At 72.5% G+C, this 16,725-nt stretch carries 14 protein-coding genes; 10 read left to right on the top strand and 4 right to left on the bottom strand.

The window, feature by feature from the left end; genetic code table 11:
• Positions 1–18: 18 nt before the first annotated feature.
• Positions 19–1,194 carry an imidazolonepropionase gene (gene hutI, locus AV521_RS22645; RefSeq protein ID WP_076090317.1) on the top strand — a complete coding sequence of 392 codons (1,176 nt, stop codon included), beginning with the start codon at positions 19–21 and terminating at the stop codon, positions 1,192–1,194.
• A gap of 225 nt (positions 1,195–1,419) precedes the next feature.
• On the opposite strand, the gene AV521_RS22640 is transcribed toward hutI, so the two are convergent.
• The 3 genes from AV521_RS22640 to AV521_RS22630 form a co-directional block, all read right to left on the bottom strand.
• Positions 1,420–2,415 carry a DMT family transporter gene (locus AV521_RS22640; protein WP_079249362.1) on the bottom strand — a complete coding sequence of 332 codons (996 nt, stop codon included), beginning with the start codon at positions 2,413–2,415 and terminating at the stop codon, positions 1,420–1,422.
• A gap of 197 nt (positions 2,416–2,612) precedes the next feature.
• On the bottom strand, positions 2,613–4,211 hold the full coding sequence (locus AV521_RS22635; protein ID WP_076090316.1) for an RICIN domain-containing protein: 1,599 nt from the start codon (positions 4,209–4,211) through the stop codon (positions 2,613–2,615).
• Between the two features lie 281 nt (positions 4,212–4,492).
• Complete coding sequence (locus AV521_RS22630; protein WP_076090315.1) at positions 4,493–5,410, bottom strand: RNA polymerase sigma factor SigF; 918 nt, start codon at positions 5,408–5,410, stop codon at positions 4,493–4,495.
• A 247-nt stretch (positions 5,411–5,657) separates the two neighbouring features.
• On the opposite strand from AV521_RS22630, the gene AV521_RS22625 reads away from it, so the two are divergent.
• From AV521_RS22625 to AV521_RS22590, 8 genes are all read left to right on the top strand, one after another.
• Positions 5,658–6,035, top strand: coding sequence for an STAS domain-containing protein (locus AV521_RS22625; RefSeq protein ID WP_076090314.1), 378 nt, complete (start codon positions 5,658–5,660; stop codon positions 6,033–6,035).
• Positions 6,036–6,369: 334 nt separating this feature from the next.
• Positions 6,370–6,939: an ATP-binding protein gene (locus AV521_RS22620; RefSeq protein ID WP_076090313.1), complete on the top strand. Its 570-nt coding sequence runs from the start codon at positions 6,370–6,372 to the stop codon at positions 6,937–6,939.
• 378 nt (positions 6,940–7,317) lie between these two features.
• Positions 7,318–8,601, top strand: a complete 1,284-nt coding sequence (serS, locus tag AV521_RS22615; protein WP_076090312.1) for a serine--tRNA ligase — start codon at positions 7,318–7,320, stop codon at positions 8,599–8,601.
• A 228-nt stretch (positions 8,602–8,829) separates the two neighbouring features.
• The gene (locus AV521_RS22610) at positions 8,830–9,522 is read left to right on the top strand and encodes an LPXTG cell wall anchor domain-containing protein (RefSeq protein WP_076090311.1); all 693 of its coding nucleotides are present in this window, start codon (positions 8,830–8,832) and stop codon (positions 9,520–9,522) included.
• A 610-nt stretch (positions 9,523–10,132) separates the two neighbouring features.
• Positions 10,133–11,158, top strand: coding sequence for a hypothetical protein (locus tag AV521_RS22605; protein WP_076090310.1), 1,026 nt, complete (start codon positions 10,133–10,135; stop codon positions 11,156–11,158).
• Positions 11,155–12,261, top strand: coding sequence for a hypothetical protein (locus AV521_RS22600; RefSeq protein WP_076090309.1), 1,107 nt, complete (start codon positions 11,155–11,157; stop codon positions 12,259–12,261). The genes AV521_RS22605 and AV521_RS22600 overlap by 4 nt, the downstream gene beginning before the upstream one ends.
• On the top strand, positions 12,258–13,553 hold the full coding sequence (locus AV521_RS22595) for a hypothetical protein (protein ID WP_076090308.1): 1,296 nt from the start codon (positions 12,258–12,260) through the stop codon (positions 13,551–13,553). The genes AV521_RS22600 and AV521_RS22595 overlap by 4 nt, the downstream gene beginning before the upstream one ends.
• 194 nt (positions 13,554–13,747) lie before the next feature.
• A complete protein-coding gene (locus tag AV521_RS22590; RefSeq protein WP_076090307.1) occupies positions 13,748–13,933 on the top strand; it encodes a hypothetical protein in 186 nt (61 codons plus the stop codon).
• A gap of 100 nt (positions 13,934–14,033) precedes the next feature.
• On the opposite strand, the gene AV521_RS22585 is transcribed toward AV521_RS22590, so the two are convergent.
• The gene (locus AV521_RS22585) at positions 14,034–15,536 is read right to left on the bottom strand and encodes a peptide MFS transporter (RefSeq protein ID WP_076090306.1); all 1,503 of its coding nucleotides are present in this window, start codon (positions 15,534–15,536) and stop codon (positions 14,034–14,036) included.
• A gap of 494 nt (positions 15,537–16,030) precedes the next feature.
• Here AV521_RS22585 and AV521_RS22580 point away from each other — a divergent pair, with 494 nt between their 5' ends.
• Positions 16,031–16,708 carry a response regulator transcription factor gene (locus AV521_RS22580; RefSeq protein WP_023550006.1) on the top strand — a complete coding sequence of 226 codons (678 nt, stop codon included), beginning with the start codon at positions 16,031–16,033 and terminating at the stop codon, positions 16,706–16,708.
• Positions 16,709–16,725: the final 17 nt, after the last annotated feature.

Here is a 16,725-nt window from a genome sequence, read left to right as displayed (position 1 = left end):
CCCCACAAGGACGGGACCATGAGCAGCAGCACCGTCATCACCAACATCGCCACGCTGGTCACCAACGACCCCTCCCTGGAACGGGGATCCCCCCTCGGACTGATCCAGGACGCGGCAGTCGTCATCGACGGCGACCATGTCGTGTGGACCGGTGAATCCAGCAAAGCACCCGCCACTGACAACCGGGTCGACGGGGGCGGCCGGGCGGTGCTGCCGGGCTTCGTGGACTCGCACTCGCACCTGGTCTTCGCCGGCGACCGCACGCAGGAGTTCAACGCCCGCATGTCCGGCCGCTCCTACACGGCGGGCGGCATCCGCACCACGGTCGCCGCCACCCGGGCCGCGACCGACGCGGAACTGGAGGCGAACCTGACCCATTACCTGGCGGAGGCCCTCCGCCAGGGCACCACCACCTTCGAGACGAAGTCGGGCTACGGCCTGACCGTCGAGGACGAGTCCCGCGCCCTGCGCATCGCGGCGCGGCACACCGACGAGGTGACATACCTCGGCGCGCACATCGTCCCGCCCGACTGCACCGACGACCCGGCCGCCTATGTCGCCCTGGTCACCGGCGAGATGCTGGACGCCTGCGCGCCGCACGCCCGCTGGATCGACGTGTTCTGCGAGAAGGGCGCCTTCGACGGCGACCAGGCCCGCGCGATCCTCACGGCGGGCAAGGCGAAGGGCCTGCACCCCCGCATCCACGCCAACCAGCTCTCCTACGGCCCCGGCGTCCAACTGGCCGTCGAACTGGACGCGGCCAGCGCCGACCACTGCACCCACCTCACGGACGAGGACGTGGACGCCCTGGCCAACAGCCGTACGGTGGCCACGCTCCTCCCCGGCGCGGAATTCTCCACCCGCGCGCAGTGGCCGGACGCCCGCCGCCTCCTCGACGCAGGCGTCACGGTCGCCCTCTCCACCGACTGCAACCCCGGCTCGTCCTTCACCTCCTCCGTCCCCTTCTGCATCGCCCTGGCCGTCCGCGACATGCGGATGACCCCGGACGAGGCGGTCTGGTCGGCAACGGCGGGCGGCGCGGCGGCCCTGCGCCGCACCGACATCGGCCACCTCACCCCCGGTGCCCGAGCCGACCTGACCCTGCTGGACGCCCCGAGCCACGTCCACCTGGCGTACCGGCCGGGGGTGCCGCTGGTCAGCGGGGTGTGGCGCAGCGGCGTACGGGTCGTCTGAGCGGGAGCCGGACCGCCCGGGCGTGCGGGACGGTCAGGGGGGTCCTCCCAGGTCACGGCCCGGATCGAGCTCACCGAACGCCCGGGCGCCTGATCTGACCCCGCGGCCTCAGGGCCTGTCCGGCGGATCCTGTCGCGGACGCGGTGGCACCCCATCGCGTCGCCGCCCTCCTCTGCCGGGCGGCTGACCGCACCGGCCCCGCTCACCAGCGCTGATGAGGCGCCGTCACTGTCCCGCGACCCGATCCGCCGGACAGGCCCCAGACCCCGCGGCCTCGGCTCCCGTCCCCGCGGTCGCCACCTCCATGGTCTTTCCAGGCCCCCGCTCCCGGTCCGCCACCGACCGCCCCCATGCCGTGCCGGCGAGCACCAGGACCGCGCCGAGCAGACCCAGCCGGCCGGGCCGGTCCCCGCCGACGGCGATGCCGACCGCCGCGGCCCACACCGGCTCCGTGCCGAGCAGCAGGCTCACCCGGGACGGGGAGGTACGGCGCACGGCCCACATCTGCACGAAGAACGCGAACAGGGTGCAGAACGCGGACAGGTAGAGCAGCCCGAGCCAGTCCCCGGCGCCGAAGCCGGCCGCGGCCGCCCAGGGCGAGGCACCGGTGCCCGGCAGCGCCACCAGCGCGGTGAACACGACGACCGCCCCGCCCAGTTGGACGGTGGTCAGCGACAGCGTGTCCGCTCCGCGCACCGACTCCATGCGGGACATGGCGAGGACGTGCACGGTACGGGCGACGGCGGCTCCCAGCATCAGCAGGTCGCCGCCGTTCGGCGCGGTGAAACCGGCGCCCTGGGTGAGCAGCGCCACGCCGAGCACCGACAGCCCGGCGGCCGCCATGAAGGCGCGCGGCAGCCGGGTGCCGCGCACCCGGCTCTCGGCCAGCGGGGTGAACACCATGGTGAGGCTGATGATCAGCCCGGCGTTGGTCGCCGAGGTGTGCACCACGCCGTAGGTCTCCAGCAGGAAGATCCCGGCGAGGATCAGTCCCAGCAGCCCGGCCCCGCGCAACTGCACGGCGCTCAGGGCGCGCAGCCGCCGCCAGCCTGCGGCGACCAGCACCGGCAGCACCACGGCGAACCGGAGCACCAGCACGGCCGGCACGGTCTGTTCTGTGGTGACACCCTTGGCGGCCAGATAACTGGAGCCCCACACCACCGCGACCAGCAGGACGGGAAGATCGGTCAGCCGGCCGCTGCGGGCCGCGGCGACGGTCATGGGCACTCCTCTGCGGAACCGGGGACGACGGTGCCACGAAGGGGACGGGCACCGGGCGCGTGCGGCGGTCGTCGCCCAGCGGCAGGTCACCGGGCTCGGACAGCGTAGTCGTCGGCAGGTGGGCGCCCGAGTCGGCGTACACCCCGCCTGCGATGCCCGAACCCCGTGGAAACTGGCGAACCCTGACGGGTCAGCGGTTACCGGGCCCCCGCCCGCCACCTCTGATCCGGCTCGCCGTCCAGTGGATCCAGGGCCACCTCGTGCCGGCCGTCCGGAGCCACCGCCGTATCGATGGCGATGTTCGGGCGGATCGTGCCGTCGGGGCCGACGGTGAAGCGCAGGTTGTCGCCGTTGTCGCCGTAGACCGAGTCGCAGTCCCAGATGCCGACGCCCCGGTCGACCGAGCCCCGGCTGTCCAGGCAGAAGCGGTCGTCGGCCGCCGAGCGCAGCACGCCCAGGTAGGTGTCGACCCGCCAGCGCTGGGTTTGGGCGGAGGAGCACGGGGCCGTGACGACGTCGTTGCCCTCCGACAGGTCACCGTCGCGGATGTCCAGACAGCGGCCCGTCGCCAGGTTCACCAGCTGGGAGAAGGAGGCGCCGGGAGGGGCGAACGAGGGCGTCGGATCGGGCGTGGGGTGCGGGGACGGCGAGGGAGTGGTCGTGGGGTGGGGTGAACTCGGCTGCGGGGAGGTGGAGTTCGGCAGAGAGCGGGTGGGGGAGGGGGACTGGGACGGGGTGACGGAGACCGTCGCCGTCACCGTCACCGGTGGGGGTGCCGGGGTCGCGGCCGCCGGCTGCTGGTCGTCGGTGTGCGCCGGCGTGAGCAGGAACACCAGGAGCGGGGTGAGAGCCACGGCCAGGGCCGTCGAGGCCAGCAGGATGCGGTGGCGGGGCGGCCAGCTCATGCCCACGGCCGTGGGATCGAGGACCGGCGGACGGGGCTCGTCGGCGCGTATGTACGCCGTTCCGCTCCACGGCAGCAAGCCCTCCGCCAGCGTCCGCCGGGGTGCGTCCCGCAGGGCCCGCAGTTCCTGGAACGCGGCCGTGCAGTGCGGACAGCGGGCCATGTGGGCGTCCAGGTCGGCGCTGTGGCGCGGGCCGTCCGGCCGTACCGCCTCCTCGATCAGCCTGCGGTACCCGGTGCAGGGCGGGTCGTCCGAGGCGGCTGGGGGTCCCCCTTGGGGGAGTTCGCGGAGGCAGGCCTGGGTCAGGGCCTTGAGGGCCTGCGGGGTGCCGTACGCCACGTCCGTGCGGCTCAGTCCGAGGAGGGTGGCGGTCCGCTCCTGGGGTTCCTCCTCCAGTACGCCGTACCAGATCAGGCCCTGGGTGCGGGACGGCAGTGAGCGGAACGCGGAGAGGAGGGGCGGGGTGGGGCCGTCGGGCAGGTGGGACGTGTTCAGGACGAGCAGCAGCGCGGGGTCGAGGCCGGTGGCGCGCTCGTCGCGTGCCCAGGTCGCCGCCAGCCTGGCGGTCAGCAGCAGGAGCCGGTGGCGCAGCGGGACGGCCGGGTCGACGCCCCGGGCCGACTCGCGGGCCGCCGTGGTCACGACCTCGGCCGCGAGCCGGTGCGCGGCTGACTCGCTCGCCGCGCACAGCCGGGCGTAGGCCAGGACCGCCGGGTGGTGCCGGCGGCGCAGTTCCTGGAGGGCGGGGTACGCCGTCGGCGCGGGGGAGCGCAGCAGGTCGATCAGCCGGGCGTCCGGCACGTCCTCGTACGACCCACCCGCCTCGGCCCCGCCTGACTCCGCCTCGCCGGTCTCGAATCCTCCCGTGCCGGCCCCGTCCCCCTGAGCCATCGTGCCGCCTCCTCGCGCCCCGGCCGAGCCGCACCGTTGCGGCCCCGGCCGTCCGGCATACCAGCCGGTACGGGGGGCCATAGTGGTCCAGGGGACCGGGCCGGAAAAGAGGTTACCGTGAGTAACCGCATAACGGTTGAGCACACGGGGCGACGGCCGGCGGAAAAGCGGGACGACAGCCCGCGGACAAGGCAGACAAGCGGGATGACGGGCGACACTGGAGCGGCCCGGCACCGGTGGCCGGGCCGCCCGGAGGTGTCACCGCGGCGGGAGCGCTGAGGTCACTCCTCGACGGTCAGCGCCTTGCGTAGCCGTACCAGTGTGCGGGAGAGCAGCCGGGACACATGCATCTGGGAGATGCCGAGTTCCTCGCCGATCTCCGACTGGGTCATGTTCGCCACGAAGCGCAGGGAGAGGATCTTCCGGTCCCGGGGCGGGAGTTCGGCGATCAACGGCTTGAGCGACTCGATGTACTCGATGCCCTCCAGCCCGTGGTCCTCGTACCCTATGCGGTCCGCGAGCGCGCCCTCCGTCTCGTCCTCCTCGGGCTGGGCGTCCAGCGAGGAGGCGGTGTAGGCGTTCGACGCGGCCATGCCCTCGACGACCTCGTCGTTGGAGATGCCGAGCTTTTCGGCCAGCTCCGGGACGGTCGGGGCACGGTCCAGCCGCTGGGCCAGCTCGTCCCCGGCCTTGGCCAGGTCCAGGCGCAGCTCCTGCAGCCGGCGCGGCACGCGCACGGACCACGAGGTGTCGCGGAAGAACCGCTTGATCTCGCCGATGATCGTCGGCATCGCGAAGGTCGGGAACTCGACGCCGCGGGCGAGCTCGAAGCGGTCGATCGCCTTGATCAGGCCGATGGTGCCGACCTGGATGATGTCCTCCATCGGCTCGCTGCGGGAGCGAAAGCGGGAGGCGGCGAACTTCACGAGCGCGAGGTTCAGCTCGACGAGGGTGTTGCGGACGTACGAGTATTCGTGCGTCCCCTCCTCCAGCGTCGTGAGGCGCTCGAAGAGGGTCTTGGACAGGGCCCGCGCATCGACCGGGCCGATCTCGTCGTACGGGGGGATCTCCGGGAGTCCCTCGAAGGGGTCGAGGGGGTCGATGGCATGATCCAGCGGTTCCGGTGGGGGTGTCGACGTCGCGGTCCGGGTGTGCGTTGTCGCGGTCCGGGTATGCGCTGCGTCGAGCCGGGGTGACATGGGTGTCCTCCATCGTTCTCGGCATATGGCTGCCGAAGCCAAATTCGTGCACTGCGGTGTGCGGCGCCTCCGAAGCCGGCGTGTAGGGGCAGGTGTCCTTACCTGCCTACCCGCTCGACCGAGGCGATCGCAAGTGCGTTCTGTTCAGGTATGTCCGATTCTGTGAGGTTCTTCGGGTGCCGGAGGGCGCATAGAAGGCGTAATGTTCGAGAGCAGTCAGCGTCCACGACCTCAGGAGAGAGACGGCATGGACCACGGGACGGTCGGCAGCGCACAGTCGGGCCGGCTTCTGGTGGAGGTGCGGGAAGCGGGCTCCAGTGCCGTTGTGGCACCTGCGGGTGAGCTGGATCACCACACCGCCGATCTTTTGCGTGAACCCCTCGACGATCTTCTGGCCAAGGGCTTCTCACGCCTGGTCGTGGACTGCACGCGCCTGGAGTTCTGCGACTCCACGGGTCTGAACGTCCTGCTCGGCGCCCGGCTGAAGGCCGAGGCCGCCGGAGGCGGGGTCCACCTGGCCGGCATGCAGCCGGTGGTGGCCCGTGTGTTCGAGATCACGGGAGCCGAGGCGGTCTTCACCGTGCACGACTCCGTGGAGGCGGCCCTGCCCGACGGCGCCGACTGAGTCCGCCGCCCCCGCCCTTTACCGCGCCGCCGGCCACGGGCGCCCTCGTCCGTCACGCCGAAAACAGGGGTGTTGTGCCGGATCGGCCGGGCAGGAGAGGGCAGGGGAAGCGGGACACATCCCGACGACAGCCGGTCCGGACCGCCCCGGGACCGGCGCGACGACTGGACGGACGTACGTGCGACGGACGGGCGAGCTGCACATCCCGCGTGGACCGCGGGGCGGACGTACGCACCGTGTGCGGAAGACATACAGACGGCGTACGGACCGGCCGGCACGGACCGGAGCCGGACCTTTGAATCGTGAACTGGTGAATCGGTGAGGTGAAGCGCTGATGAGCACCACCCGGCCTTACTCGCCGGGCGACCGCGGCCCGGAGCCCAGCGGCGCTTCCGGGGCGTCCGAGGGGGGTGCGCCGACGGCAGGCGTGCCCGCGGGGGCAGCCGCGCCGTCCGTGCCGTCCGGGACCCCCGGTGGCACCCAGGACATCGGCGGGCCGCAGGTCCGCAGAATCCGCCTGCAGGGGGAGAGCGGGGTCGTCCCGCTCGCGCGCGACTTCACCCGCCAGGCGCTGTACGCATGGGGCTGGCTGCCCGCCGCCGGCGCCGACCAGCGGGCCGCCGCCGAGGACGTACTGCTCGTCGTCTCCGAACTCGTCACCAACGCCTGCCTGCATGCCGAGGGCCCCGACGAACTGCTCCTGGCCTGCGACAACAAGGTGATCCGGGTGGAGGTGTCGGACTGCGGCGCCGGCCAGCCGGCCCCGCGCACCCCGCACCGCGCCGGGCGCCCCGGTGGCCACGGCATGTTCATCGTGCAGCGGCTGTGCCTGGACTGGGGTGTCGTCCGCCCCACGGGCCGGCCGGGCAAGACGGTGTGGGCGGAGCTGGGCGCCCCGGGGTAGTCCGACCGTGTCCTGCCGCTTCCTGTCCGGAGGCGGCGCGCGGAAATTCACTTTGCGCAGGCTGCGGCACTCCGTACGCTGTGCGCAATGCGCTGACGGAGACGAGTAGCCCGGGACCAGCGAGCCGAGAGAGCCGCCAGCCGCTGTGAAGGCGGCCTCGCACCCCGATGTGAATCCCCTCCCGAGTGCGGGGAGGAACGGACCGCCGCGTCATGGCGGCCCCCATGCCCCGCCGGCCGGCCCCCGTCATCGGGCCCGACGAGGCCGTCGTACGACGGCGAAGGCGTGGTGGCACCGCGAGCACCCTCTCGCCCACGCCCCGAGGGACGACCCCGGGGCGGACGCTGCCGCCCCGCCGCACACACGGAGCAGAGCGCCATGCTCGACGTCACCCTCATCCGACAGCATCCCGAACAGGTCCGCGCCGGACTGCGCAAACGCGGCCTGGACGTGGACCTCGACGACTTCCTCGACCTCGATGCACGGCTGCGCGAGGCCCGTACGGCCCTGGAGCGGCTGCGCGCCGAGCGGCGCCGCGTCTCGGCGGACATCGCGGCCCGGCGCAGGGCGGGTGAACCGGCGGACGAACCGCTCGCCCTGGCCGCGGACCTGGCCGACGCGGTCACCGAGGCCACCGCCGCGCACACCCGACTGGAGGCGGAACACCGCGAGTTCCTCGACGCGCTGCCCAACCTGCCCGACCCGGACGTGCCCGCCGGCGGCAAGGAGTGCAACGAGGTCGTCCGCACCGAGGGCACCCGCCCGGAGCCCGGATGCGCGCCCCGGGACCATGTGCGGCTCACCCAGGAGCTCGGACTGGTCGACCACCGGCGCGGTGCCGCGCTCGCCGGCAGCGGGCACTGGGTCTACCGGGGCGAGGGCGCGGCGCTGGAGTGGGCGCTGCTCAACCACTTCCTGGACAGCCATCGCCGGGCGGGTTACACCTTCGTGCTGCCGCCGCACCTGCTCAGCTGGCAGACCGGCTACACCGCGGGACAGTTCCCGAAGTTCGCGGACGACGTCTTCGTCACGGACCGCGCGGCCGACGGCCGTCCCGAACGCTTCCTGCTGCCCACCGCCGAGACCGCGCTCGCCGCCCTGCACCACGGCGAGACCCTCGACGAGCACGAGCTGCCGCTCAAGTACGTGGCCTACACGCCCTGTTACCGCAAGGAGGTCGGCGGCTACCGCACCGCCGAGCGGGGCACCCTGCGCGGCCACCAGTTCAACAAGGTCGAACTGTTCCAGCTCACCCGGCCGGCCGACTCGGACGCGGCCCAGCTGGAACTCCTCGCCCGGGCGGAGGAGCTGGTCGCCGGGCTGGGTCTGCACTACCGCGTCACCCGGCTCGCCGCCGGGGACACCAGTGCCGCGCAGGCCAAGACGTACGACGTCGAGGTCTGGCTGCCCAGCCTGGGCGCCTACGCCGAGGTCAGCTCGGTGTCGAACGCCCGTGACTACCAGGCCCGGCGCGGCGGCATCCGGTACCGCCCGGCCGGCGGCGGCAGGGCGGCGTACGTCCACACCCTCAACGCCTCGGGCCTGGCCACCAGCCGGCTGGTGCCGGCGCTGCTGGAGCAGCACCAGCGGCCCGACGGCACCGTCGCCGTGCCCGAGGTGCTGCGGCGCTGGGGGCTGCCGGAGGTGCTGCGCAGGCCGTGAGGTCCCGGGGCTCGGGAGCTCGTGGGGGCCGGGCCGACTCCCGGGCCCCCCGTCTCCACTCCGGCATCTCGCCGCGCACGCCGGATCGCCACAACTCCGGCGTGTGACGCGTCTTCCTTCCTCACGACCCCCGGCGTACCTTGACGGCCAAATCTGATGTGTCGTCAGGAATGCTGGACGGCGCCGCCGTCAGGAACTGTCGTCGGGAATGAATGGGGTGGACCGAACGTGTCGTACCCGAAACGAACCGCCGCGCTCGCGTCCGCCGCGGCCCTGGCCGGCGCGGCGGTGCTGCTGGCCGCGCCGGCGGCCCACGCCGATGTCGTCGACGTCAACTACCGCTGTCAGACCCCGATCGGTGTCAAGAGCGCCGTCTCGCCCATCGACATGCAGGGCGTCAGGAGCGGCAGCGGCTACAAGATCACCATGTCCTGGCAGAAGGGCGTCTCCTCCAGCCCCGTCGAGCTGGGCAAGGGCGCGATGACCCCGAGCGCCAGTATCGAACTGGGCGGCGCCGACAGCGGCACGCTGCCGGTCAGCGGTCCTCCCAACGCGGCCGCGATCCCCGCCAACACGCCCATCAAGATCAGTGACCTGAGCGGCACGTACACGCCGAAGAAGACCGGCAAGGTCACCTTCACGCCGGGCACGCTCATCATCAAGGCGCTCGGTACGACGACGACGTGCACGCCGACCAACGACCCGAAACCGGGGCTGACCCTGGACGTGACCGCGGCAGGCGGCGGCTCGTCGTCCTCGGGCGGTGGTTCCTCCTCGTCGTCGTCCTCGGGCGGCCAGCTTCCGCAGACCGGCCCGGAGGACTCCGCGATCGCCCTCGGCACCCTCGGCGGCACGGTGCTCCTCGCCGGTGCGGCGGGCGCACTCTGGCTGACCCGGCGCGGCCAGCCGGCCCGCCGCTGACCCCGGACCGCCGACCGCCGACCGCCGACCGCCGGCCACCGGGCCACCGGCCCACAGCCCTCGGCCCCCGGGCCTCGGGTCACGGCCCCCGGGCCTCGGGCCTCGGGTCACCGGCTCACGGCCCCCGGGCCTCGGGCCACCGGCCCACGGCTCTCGGGTCACGGCCCTCGGGCCTCGGGTCACCGGCTAACGGCCCCCGGGCCACGGGCCTACGGCTCTCGGGCCACCGGCCACCGGCCCACGGCCCACGACCCTCGGGCCATCGGCTCACGGCTCACGGCCCACGACCTTCGGGCCACGGCCCACGACCTTCGGGCCACGGCCCACGACCTTCGGGCCACGGCCCACGACCTTCGGGCCACGGCCCACGGCCCACCGGCCCACGGCCCACCGGCCCACGGCCCACCGGCCCACGGCCCACCGGCCCACGGCCCACCGGCCCACGGGCCACCGGCCCTCGGCCTTCGCCGCTCCCCGGACCGATGGCCGCCGCCCCCGGACCGCCGCCCGCGGACCGCCGACCCCCGACCCCCGGCCTTCGCTGAACCCGGGCCTACGGCCTTCGGCCGTCGGTCCTCGCCGAACCCCAGGCCACCCGCTGGAGCCGCCCATGCCGTCCGTCGCCGCCCGCGCCCTGACCCGCCACCGGCGCCCGTCCCGGGCCCGCGCACCGCTCCCGGCCCGCGCCGCCCTGCCCGCGGCCCTGTGCCTGTGCGCCGCGCTGTGGGCTGTGCTGGGCTCCGCACCCCGCGCCCATGCCGCCACGGGCTGGTCGGTCGCGCCCGCGGGCGGCGGCCGCCCGTCCTTCTACGCCGAGGGTCCGCCCGGAACGGTCCTGCAGGACACGGTGTCCGTCACCAACCCCGGGCGGGCCCCCGTCGTCGTACGGCTGTCCGGCACCGGCCTGCGGACGGTCTTCGCCGAGAAGGCCGGGAACGGGATACGCGTCCCGGCCCGCACCCGCGCCGAGGTGCCGTTCACGGTGACGGTGCCGAACGGGGCCGCGCCCGGCGATCGTTCCGGTGCCGTCGTCGCGCGGGACACGCGGGGACGTACGGAGACCGTCCCGATCCGGCTGCGCGTCGGTGGCCCGGCGCTCGCCGCGCTGACCGTCGAGCACCTCGCCGTACACGCCGACCACATCACGTACGAGCTGGTCAACCGGGGTACGACCGTCCTTGTGCCGAGGCTCGCGGTGCGCGCGGACGGCGTGCTCGGCCGGGTCCTGGACCGCGCGCCCCGCACCCTTCCCGTTCACCTGCGCCCGGGTGTCCGGCTGAAGCTCACCGAGCCCTGGCCCGATCGCCCCGCGCTGGACGCCGTCGACGTACGGCTGACGGTCACGGCCCCCGGTGGTGCCCACGACACGGCAACCGCGTCGGTCCGATTCATACCGTGGCCGACGGTGACGGGCGCGGCCGCCGCCCTGCTCACCGGGACGGCCGCGCTGCTCGCTGTCCGCCGCCGACGCGGCGCACGGTCAGGCGACCCGACGCCGGAGGGCCCGGCATCAGCCGGATCGGCGTCCGGTGTTCCGGCATCAGACGGTGCGACGGCAGGTGGCCCTTGCGACGGCGCTGTCGCTGCCGAGGATCTGTGGCCCGGTGGTGCGTTCACGGAAGGCGCGGTGAAGTGAGCGGGAAGGCAAGGATCTTGCGGGTTTCGGCGGCATTGGTGGCGGCGTTCGCGCTGCTGCTGTTGCCGCTCGCGGGCCCGGCGACCGCCGTGGACGGGCCGGTCGTGAAGCTGTCGGCGGCCCAGGCCGGGACCGGCGGCTCGATCACCGCCACCGGCACTGGTTGGCGGCCGCACACGCTGCTGATGCTGTTGGTGTGTGGGCAGGCCACACCGTCCCGGGGTGTCATCGGCGGCACCAACTCCTGTGCCAACGGCGACGGCCGGGCCGTGACCACCGATGCCAAGGGCGCCTTCAGCAAGGAACTCCCGGTCGCCGAACCGCCCGTGCCCTGCCCCTGTGTGGTGCACGTGGCCACGGTCACCGGCGCGAAGGCGGAGGCGGATGCCGTGCTCGACGTCGCCGGGCATCCCGTCGCCCCGCTGCCCGCCGAGAACACCGACGGCCGGCTGTCGGTCCTGTCCGACACCCGGCTGACCGGCTCCGGCTCCCTGCTGACCTGGTTCGGCGCCCCGCCGAGCCGCGCCCTGGTCTTCACCGTGGGCAACTCCGGCACCGGCACGATCAAGGACCCCCTCTTCCAGGTCGGCTCCGCGCACGGCGTCTTCGCCCCGCAGTGGGACGACCGGCAGTGGCACGGCACCCTGGCGCCCGGCAGGAAGGCCGAGGTCAGCCTGCCCGTCGAGCTGTCCGCCGGGGCCCACGGCGACTACACCGTCTCCCTGAAGTACGACGGCAAGGTCCTCGCCGAACAGCCGTGGGGCGTGGGCCGCCCCTGGGGCGTGACGCTGTTCTGGCTCCTGCTCTGCGTGGTCGTACCGGCCGCGCTGTTCCGTATCGGCATGGCCGTGGTGGACCGGGTACGGCCCCGCCGCCCGGGCGGCGCTTCCCGCAGTGCCCACCGGCGACTGCGCCGGCCCGCCCTGCGGCTGCCGCTGTCGCTGCCGCGCTCTCGCACCGCTGAACCGCCCCCCTCGACCCCGACCCTGCCGTGGTTCGCCCAGGACTCCGTCCCGGGCGACCCGGCCGGCCGGCTCTCCGCACCGCACCCCGACAGCCCGACGAGTCCTACGACTCCCACCAGGAAGGGACGACCCACGTGAGCATCCGAAGGAGAGGTACGGCCGCGGGCGCCGCGCTGGCGCTGAGCGGTGCGGGCGTCCTGCTGGGCCTCGCCGCGGCCCCCGCGCAGGCGGCCGAGGTGGCGTTCGCCACCCACTGTGTGCCGCCGGCGGGCATCAGCCCCGTCGACGGCACCACCAAGGTCGAGATCACCGCGCCGGCCACGGCGAAGGTGGGCGACACCGTGAACGTCGTCTGGAAGTTCGTCCAGGCCGCGTCCAAGAACCCCGACATCATCGACCTGCCCGCGAACTCGGTCCAGCCGTCCGGCGTGCTCAAGGCGGCCGGCGCGCAGGTCGCCGACATCGCGATGCAGGGGCCGCGGCAGAACCCGGCGATCCCCAAGGGCGGCGACATGGTGCTGTCCGACATGAAGGGCAGCATCAAGCTGACGACGGCCGGCGAGGTGACGCTGACCCCGGACGCGTACACCGTCAACGCGATGTCCACGGACACCAAGTGCACGCCCAAGGAGACCGTGCAGAAGGCGGCGACGGTCCAGGTGACGGGCGGTGGCGGCGGCACACCCACCACGACGCCGACCCAGACCCCGACGACCACCCCGACCCAGTCGAGCACGCCCACCGGTTCGGCCACCCCCACGGCCACGTCCTCCGGCGGCAGCGGCGGCCAGACCGACTTCACCGGCAAGGAGGTGCAGATCCCCTACGCCTGCAGGACCCCGATCGGCGACAAGAACGCGACCTCGCCGGTGCAGATCAACGCCAGGAAGAACGGCGGGGACTTCGGCGTCACCGTGCAGTTCAAGAAGTCGGTGATGAACAGCCCCGCCGACATCCCGGCGAACTCCGTGAAGCCGTCCATGGAGGTGGTGCTGGGCGGCGCCGACAAGGGCACCGTGCATGTGGAGGGGCCGACGAACGCCAAGCCCATCAAGTCCGGCGACCCGATCGAGATCCCGGATCTCACCGGCACCTACAAGCCCGGCGCGAGCGGCAGTTCGACCCTGTCCCCGGGCGTCCTGACGGTCAAGGCGCTCGGCACGACCACGACCTGCACACCGACCAAGACCGCAGTCTCGCTCACCCTGGACACCAGCGGGCAGCCGGGCGGCTCGTCCGGCGGAACGTCCACCTCCGGTGGCACGACCGGCGGCAGCGGCACGGGCGGCAGCAGCAGCGGCTCCGGCGGCCTCGCCCAGACCGGTGCGAGCGACCACGGCGCTCTGGAGGCCCTCGGTCTGGTGTCGGGCACGGCGATCCTGCTGGGAGCGGCGGTGTTCACGTTCATGCCGCGGCGACCGACGCGCTGACCTCGGGAAACGGACCTCAAATGTTGCTCAGAACGCCGACTTCGACTGGCATGCTGATCCCGTATGAGGCTAGGTTTCCATCCCGGAACAAGCCATTCAGCGGCTGTTTCCGGACAAGGTAAATCCGGCTGTCCTTCCGTGATCTCCTGACCAGAGGTGCATCAGCGGGCAGTCCGGCTCTTATGGGGAGAATCATGCGCAAGAAGTTCACGGGGGCTCTCGCAGCTCTGACCCTGGCCGGTGCCATCGCCCTCGGCAGCGCGGGCACGGCCAGCGCTGCCGGATACGGTGAGAACTCGCCGGGCAAGTGGCAGAGCGGTCAGGGCGGTTACGCCCTCGGCTGCGCCGTCGCCGCCCTGTGGGGCGTGAAGTGCGGCTGAAGCGCTGACCGCGTTCAGGCGCTGACCAACACGAAGGCTGCCCGGGAGATGTTCCCGGGCAGCCTTCGTTGTGTGCCGTTGTGGTGTCAGCGCACGGAGATCAGTGCACGTCGCCCATGAGCCTGATGACCTTCTTGCGGTAGGCGATGAAGCCCAGGCCACCCACGGCGGCGATCACGCCCTGGATCGCGAAGGACGTCGTCGACAGGAACGAGTCCCCGATGGCGAGCTGGGTCAGCGCGGCCAGGCAGTCGCCGGCGGTGACCGCCAGGAACCACAGACCCATCATCTGGCTCGCGTACTTCTGCGGCGCCAGCTTGGTGGTGACCGACAGGCCGACGGGGGACAGGCACAGCTCGGCCACCGTCTGGATCAGGTAGACGGAGCACAGCCACAGCGGGGTGACCTTCGCATTGCCGGAGGCGGAGGCCATGGCCAGCATCATCACGCCGAAGGAGACACCGATGCCGAAGAGACCGAGGGCGAACTTGACCGTGGTGCTCGGGTTGCGCCGGCCCAGCTTGATCCACAGGGCCGCGATCACGGGAGCGAGGGCCATGACGAAGAGCGGGTTCAGCGACTGGAACCAACTGGCCGGGAAGCCGAAGCTCCACAGCTTGTTCGCGGTGTGGTCGCTGGCGAACAGGTTCAGCGTCGAGCCGGACTGGTCGTAGATCATCCAGAAGACCGCGGCGACGACGAAGAACCAGACGTAGCCGGTGATCTTGGACTTGTCGTCCGCCGTGAGGTCCTTGTCCCGGCGCATCCGGGTGAAGTAGAAGGCCGGCAGCGCCAGACCCGCCAGGGACAGCGGCCACAGGACCCAGTCGATCGTGAAGGAGCCGGTGGCGACCACGACGCCGTAGAAGACCGCAGCGGCCGCGGCCCACAGACCCGCCTTCTTCAGCAGGGCGGACCGCTCGGCGGCGTCCACCGGCTGCGGCACCTCGCTGCTGATCGGGCTCAGGTGGCGCGTGCCGAGCACGTACTGGGTCAGGCCCAGCGCCATGCCCACACCCGCCAGCGCGAAGCCGAAGTGCCAGTTGGTGGCGTCGGCGACCCAGCCGATGAGCAGCGGGGCGACGAAGGCGCCCAGGTTGATGCCCATGTAGAAGACCGTGAAGGCGCCGTCGCGGCGCGCGTCGTTCCGGTCCGGGTAGAGGTGGCCGACCATCGTGGAGATGTTGGCCTTCAGCAGACCCGAGCCGACGGCGATGAAGACCAGGCCGACGAAGAAGGACGCCTTGACCGGCACGGCGAGCAGGAAGTGGCCGATCATGATGATCGTGCCGGCGATCGCCACGGTCTTGCGCGGACCCCAGAGCCGGTCACCGATCCAGCCGCCCGGCATGGCCAGCAGGTAGACGGTGGCGTTGTACACCGAGTAGATCGCCGCGCCGGTGGCGGCGGCGAAGGCGAGCCCGCCCTTGGACGCCGGGGCGACCAAGTACAGGACGAGCAGAGCCCTCATGCCGTAGAAGCTGAACCGCTCCCACATCTCGGTCATGAAGAGAGTGGCCAGGCCGCGGGGGTGGCCGAAGAAGGTCTTCTCGGAGCCGGGGGTGCCCGGGCGGACCGAGTCCTTCGTCAGGCTGGACGCCATGGTCGTTCCTTGCTGGTCGGGACGCGCTGCTGGAGCGTGGCGCGCCCGGTGGGGGTGTGGCCGGCACCGGCAGGTCGGTCATCCACCCCCACGCCCAGGGGGAGTCCGTCTCCGGATCGCGGAGGCGGTGGACGGCGACCACCGGGATCCACGCCACGTGACGCGTCGATGCGTCCGGAGCCCGGCCAGAGGTCATTCCTTTCAAGGCTGATCGTGATCAGCCCGCACACAAAAGAGACCCTCAGCGTCAACTGCTCGCCAAAGGTCCCCGGTGTGCTACAGGCGTTCAGGTCACCATACGGCAGGACACCGCCGGATATGGAAGGACTTGAGACGCGGATCACAGGTGTCGGCGGAACCGCAGGACCGCATTCGAAGGTCCTTCCTACGATCGCATCCCCAGAGCAATGGTTCGTACCAGCAGCGTACGAAGGTAAGAGTTCCTGTAAGCGATCACACCCCAGCACCGTACGCGGGCGGTCTACCATCACCTCATGACCCGTGTACTGCTCGCCGAGGACGACGCGTCCATCTCGGAGCCGCTGGCTCGCGCCCTGCGCCGGGAAGGTTACGAGGTCGAGGTGCGCGAGGACGGACCCAGCGCGCTCGACGCCGGAATGCAGGGCGGCGTCGATCTGGTCGTACTGGACCTGGGCCTGCCCGGCATGGACGGCCTGGAGGTCGCCCGCCGGCTGCGGGCCGACGGCCACACCGTGCCGATCCTCATCCTGACCGCGCGGGCCGACGAGGTGGACACCGTCGTCGGCCTCGACGCGGGCGCCGACGACTACGTCACCAAGCCCTTCCGGCTCGCCGAACTGCTCGCCCGGGTGCGGGCGCTGCTCCGGCGCGGCGCCGCGGAGCCGCAGCAGCCGCCGGCCACGCACGGAGTGCGGATCGACGTCGAGTCGCACCGGGCGTGGATGGGCGACGAGGAACTGCAGCTCACCGCCAAGGAGTTCGACCTGCTGCGGGTGCTGGTGCGGGACGCCGGCCGGGTCGTGACCCGCGACCAGCTGATGCGCGAGGTCTGGGACACCACGTGGTGGTCGTCCACGAAGACCCTCGACATGCACATCTCGTGGCTGCGCAAGAAGCTCGGCGACGACGCGGCGAACCCCCGGTACATCGCGACGGTCCGCGGCGTGGGCTTCCGCTTCGAAAAGAGCTGAGCCCCTCCCCCGGGGCC

This window comes from Streptomyces sp. IMTB 2501, from assembly GCF_001953885.1.
GTDB lineage: Bacteria > Actinomycetota > Actinomycetes > Streptomycetales > Streptomycetaceae > Streptomyces.
Note: the sequence above shows the minus strand (reverse complement) of the source record. Positions and strands in the feature narration are given on the sequence as shown.

What these genes read in the sequence shown, in the direction of transcription:
- hutI (WP_076090317.1), top strand. Translation starts at nt 19, where the DNA reads ATGAGCAGCAGCACCGTCATCACCAACATCGCCACGCTGGTCACCAAC.
- AV521_RS22640 (WP_079249362.1), bottom strand. Translation starts at nt 2,415, where the DNA reads ATGACCGTCGCCGCGGCCCGCAGCGGCCGGCTGACCGATCTTCCCGTC.
- AV521_RS22635 (WP_076090316.1), bottom strand. Translation starts at nt 4,211, where the DNA reads ATGGCTCAGGGGGACGGGGCCGGCACGGGAGGATTCGAGACCGGCGAG.
- AV521_RS22630 (WP_076090315.1), bottom strand. Translation starts at nt 5,410, where the DNA reads ATGTCACCCCGGCTCGACGCAGCGCATACCCGGACCGCGACAACGCAC.
- AV521_RS22625 (WP_076090314.1), top strand. Translation starts at nt 5,658, where the DNA reads ATGGACCACGGGACGGTCGGCAGCGCACAGTCGGGCCGGCTTCTGGTG.
- AV521_RS22620 (WP_076090313.1), top strand. Translation starts at nt 6,370, where the DNA reads ATGAGCACCACCCGGCCTTACTCGCCGGGCGACCGCGGCCCGGAGCCC.
- serS (WP_076090312.1), top strand. Translation starts at nt 7,318, where the DNA reads ATGCTCGACGTCACCCTCATCCGACAGCATCCCGAACAGGTCCGCGCC.
- AV521_RS22605 (WP_076090310.1), top strand. Translation starts at nt 10,133, where the DNA reads ATGCCGTCCGTCGCCGCCCGCGCCCTGACCCGCCACCGGCGCCCGTCC.
- AV521_RS22590 (WP_076090307.1), top strand. Translation starts at nt 13,748, where the DNA reads ATGCGCAAGAAGTTCACGGGGGCTCTCGCAGCTCTGACCCTGGCCGGT.
- AV521_RS22585 (WP_076090306.1), bottom strand. Translation starts at nt 15,536, where the DNA reads ATGGCGTCCAGCCTGACGAAGGACTCGGTCCGCCCGGGCACCCCCGGC.
- AV521_RS22580 (WP_023550006.1), top strand. Translation starts at nt 16,031, where the DNA reads ATGACCCGTGTACTGCTCGCCGAGGACGACGCGTCCATCTCGGAGCCG.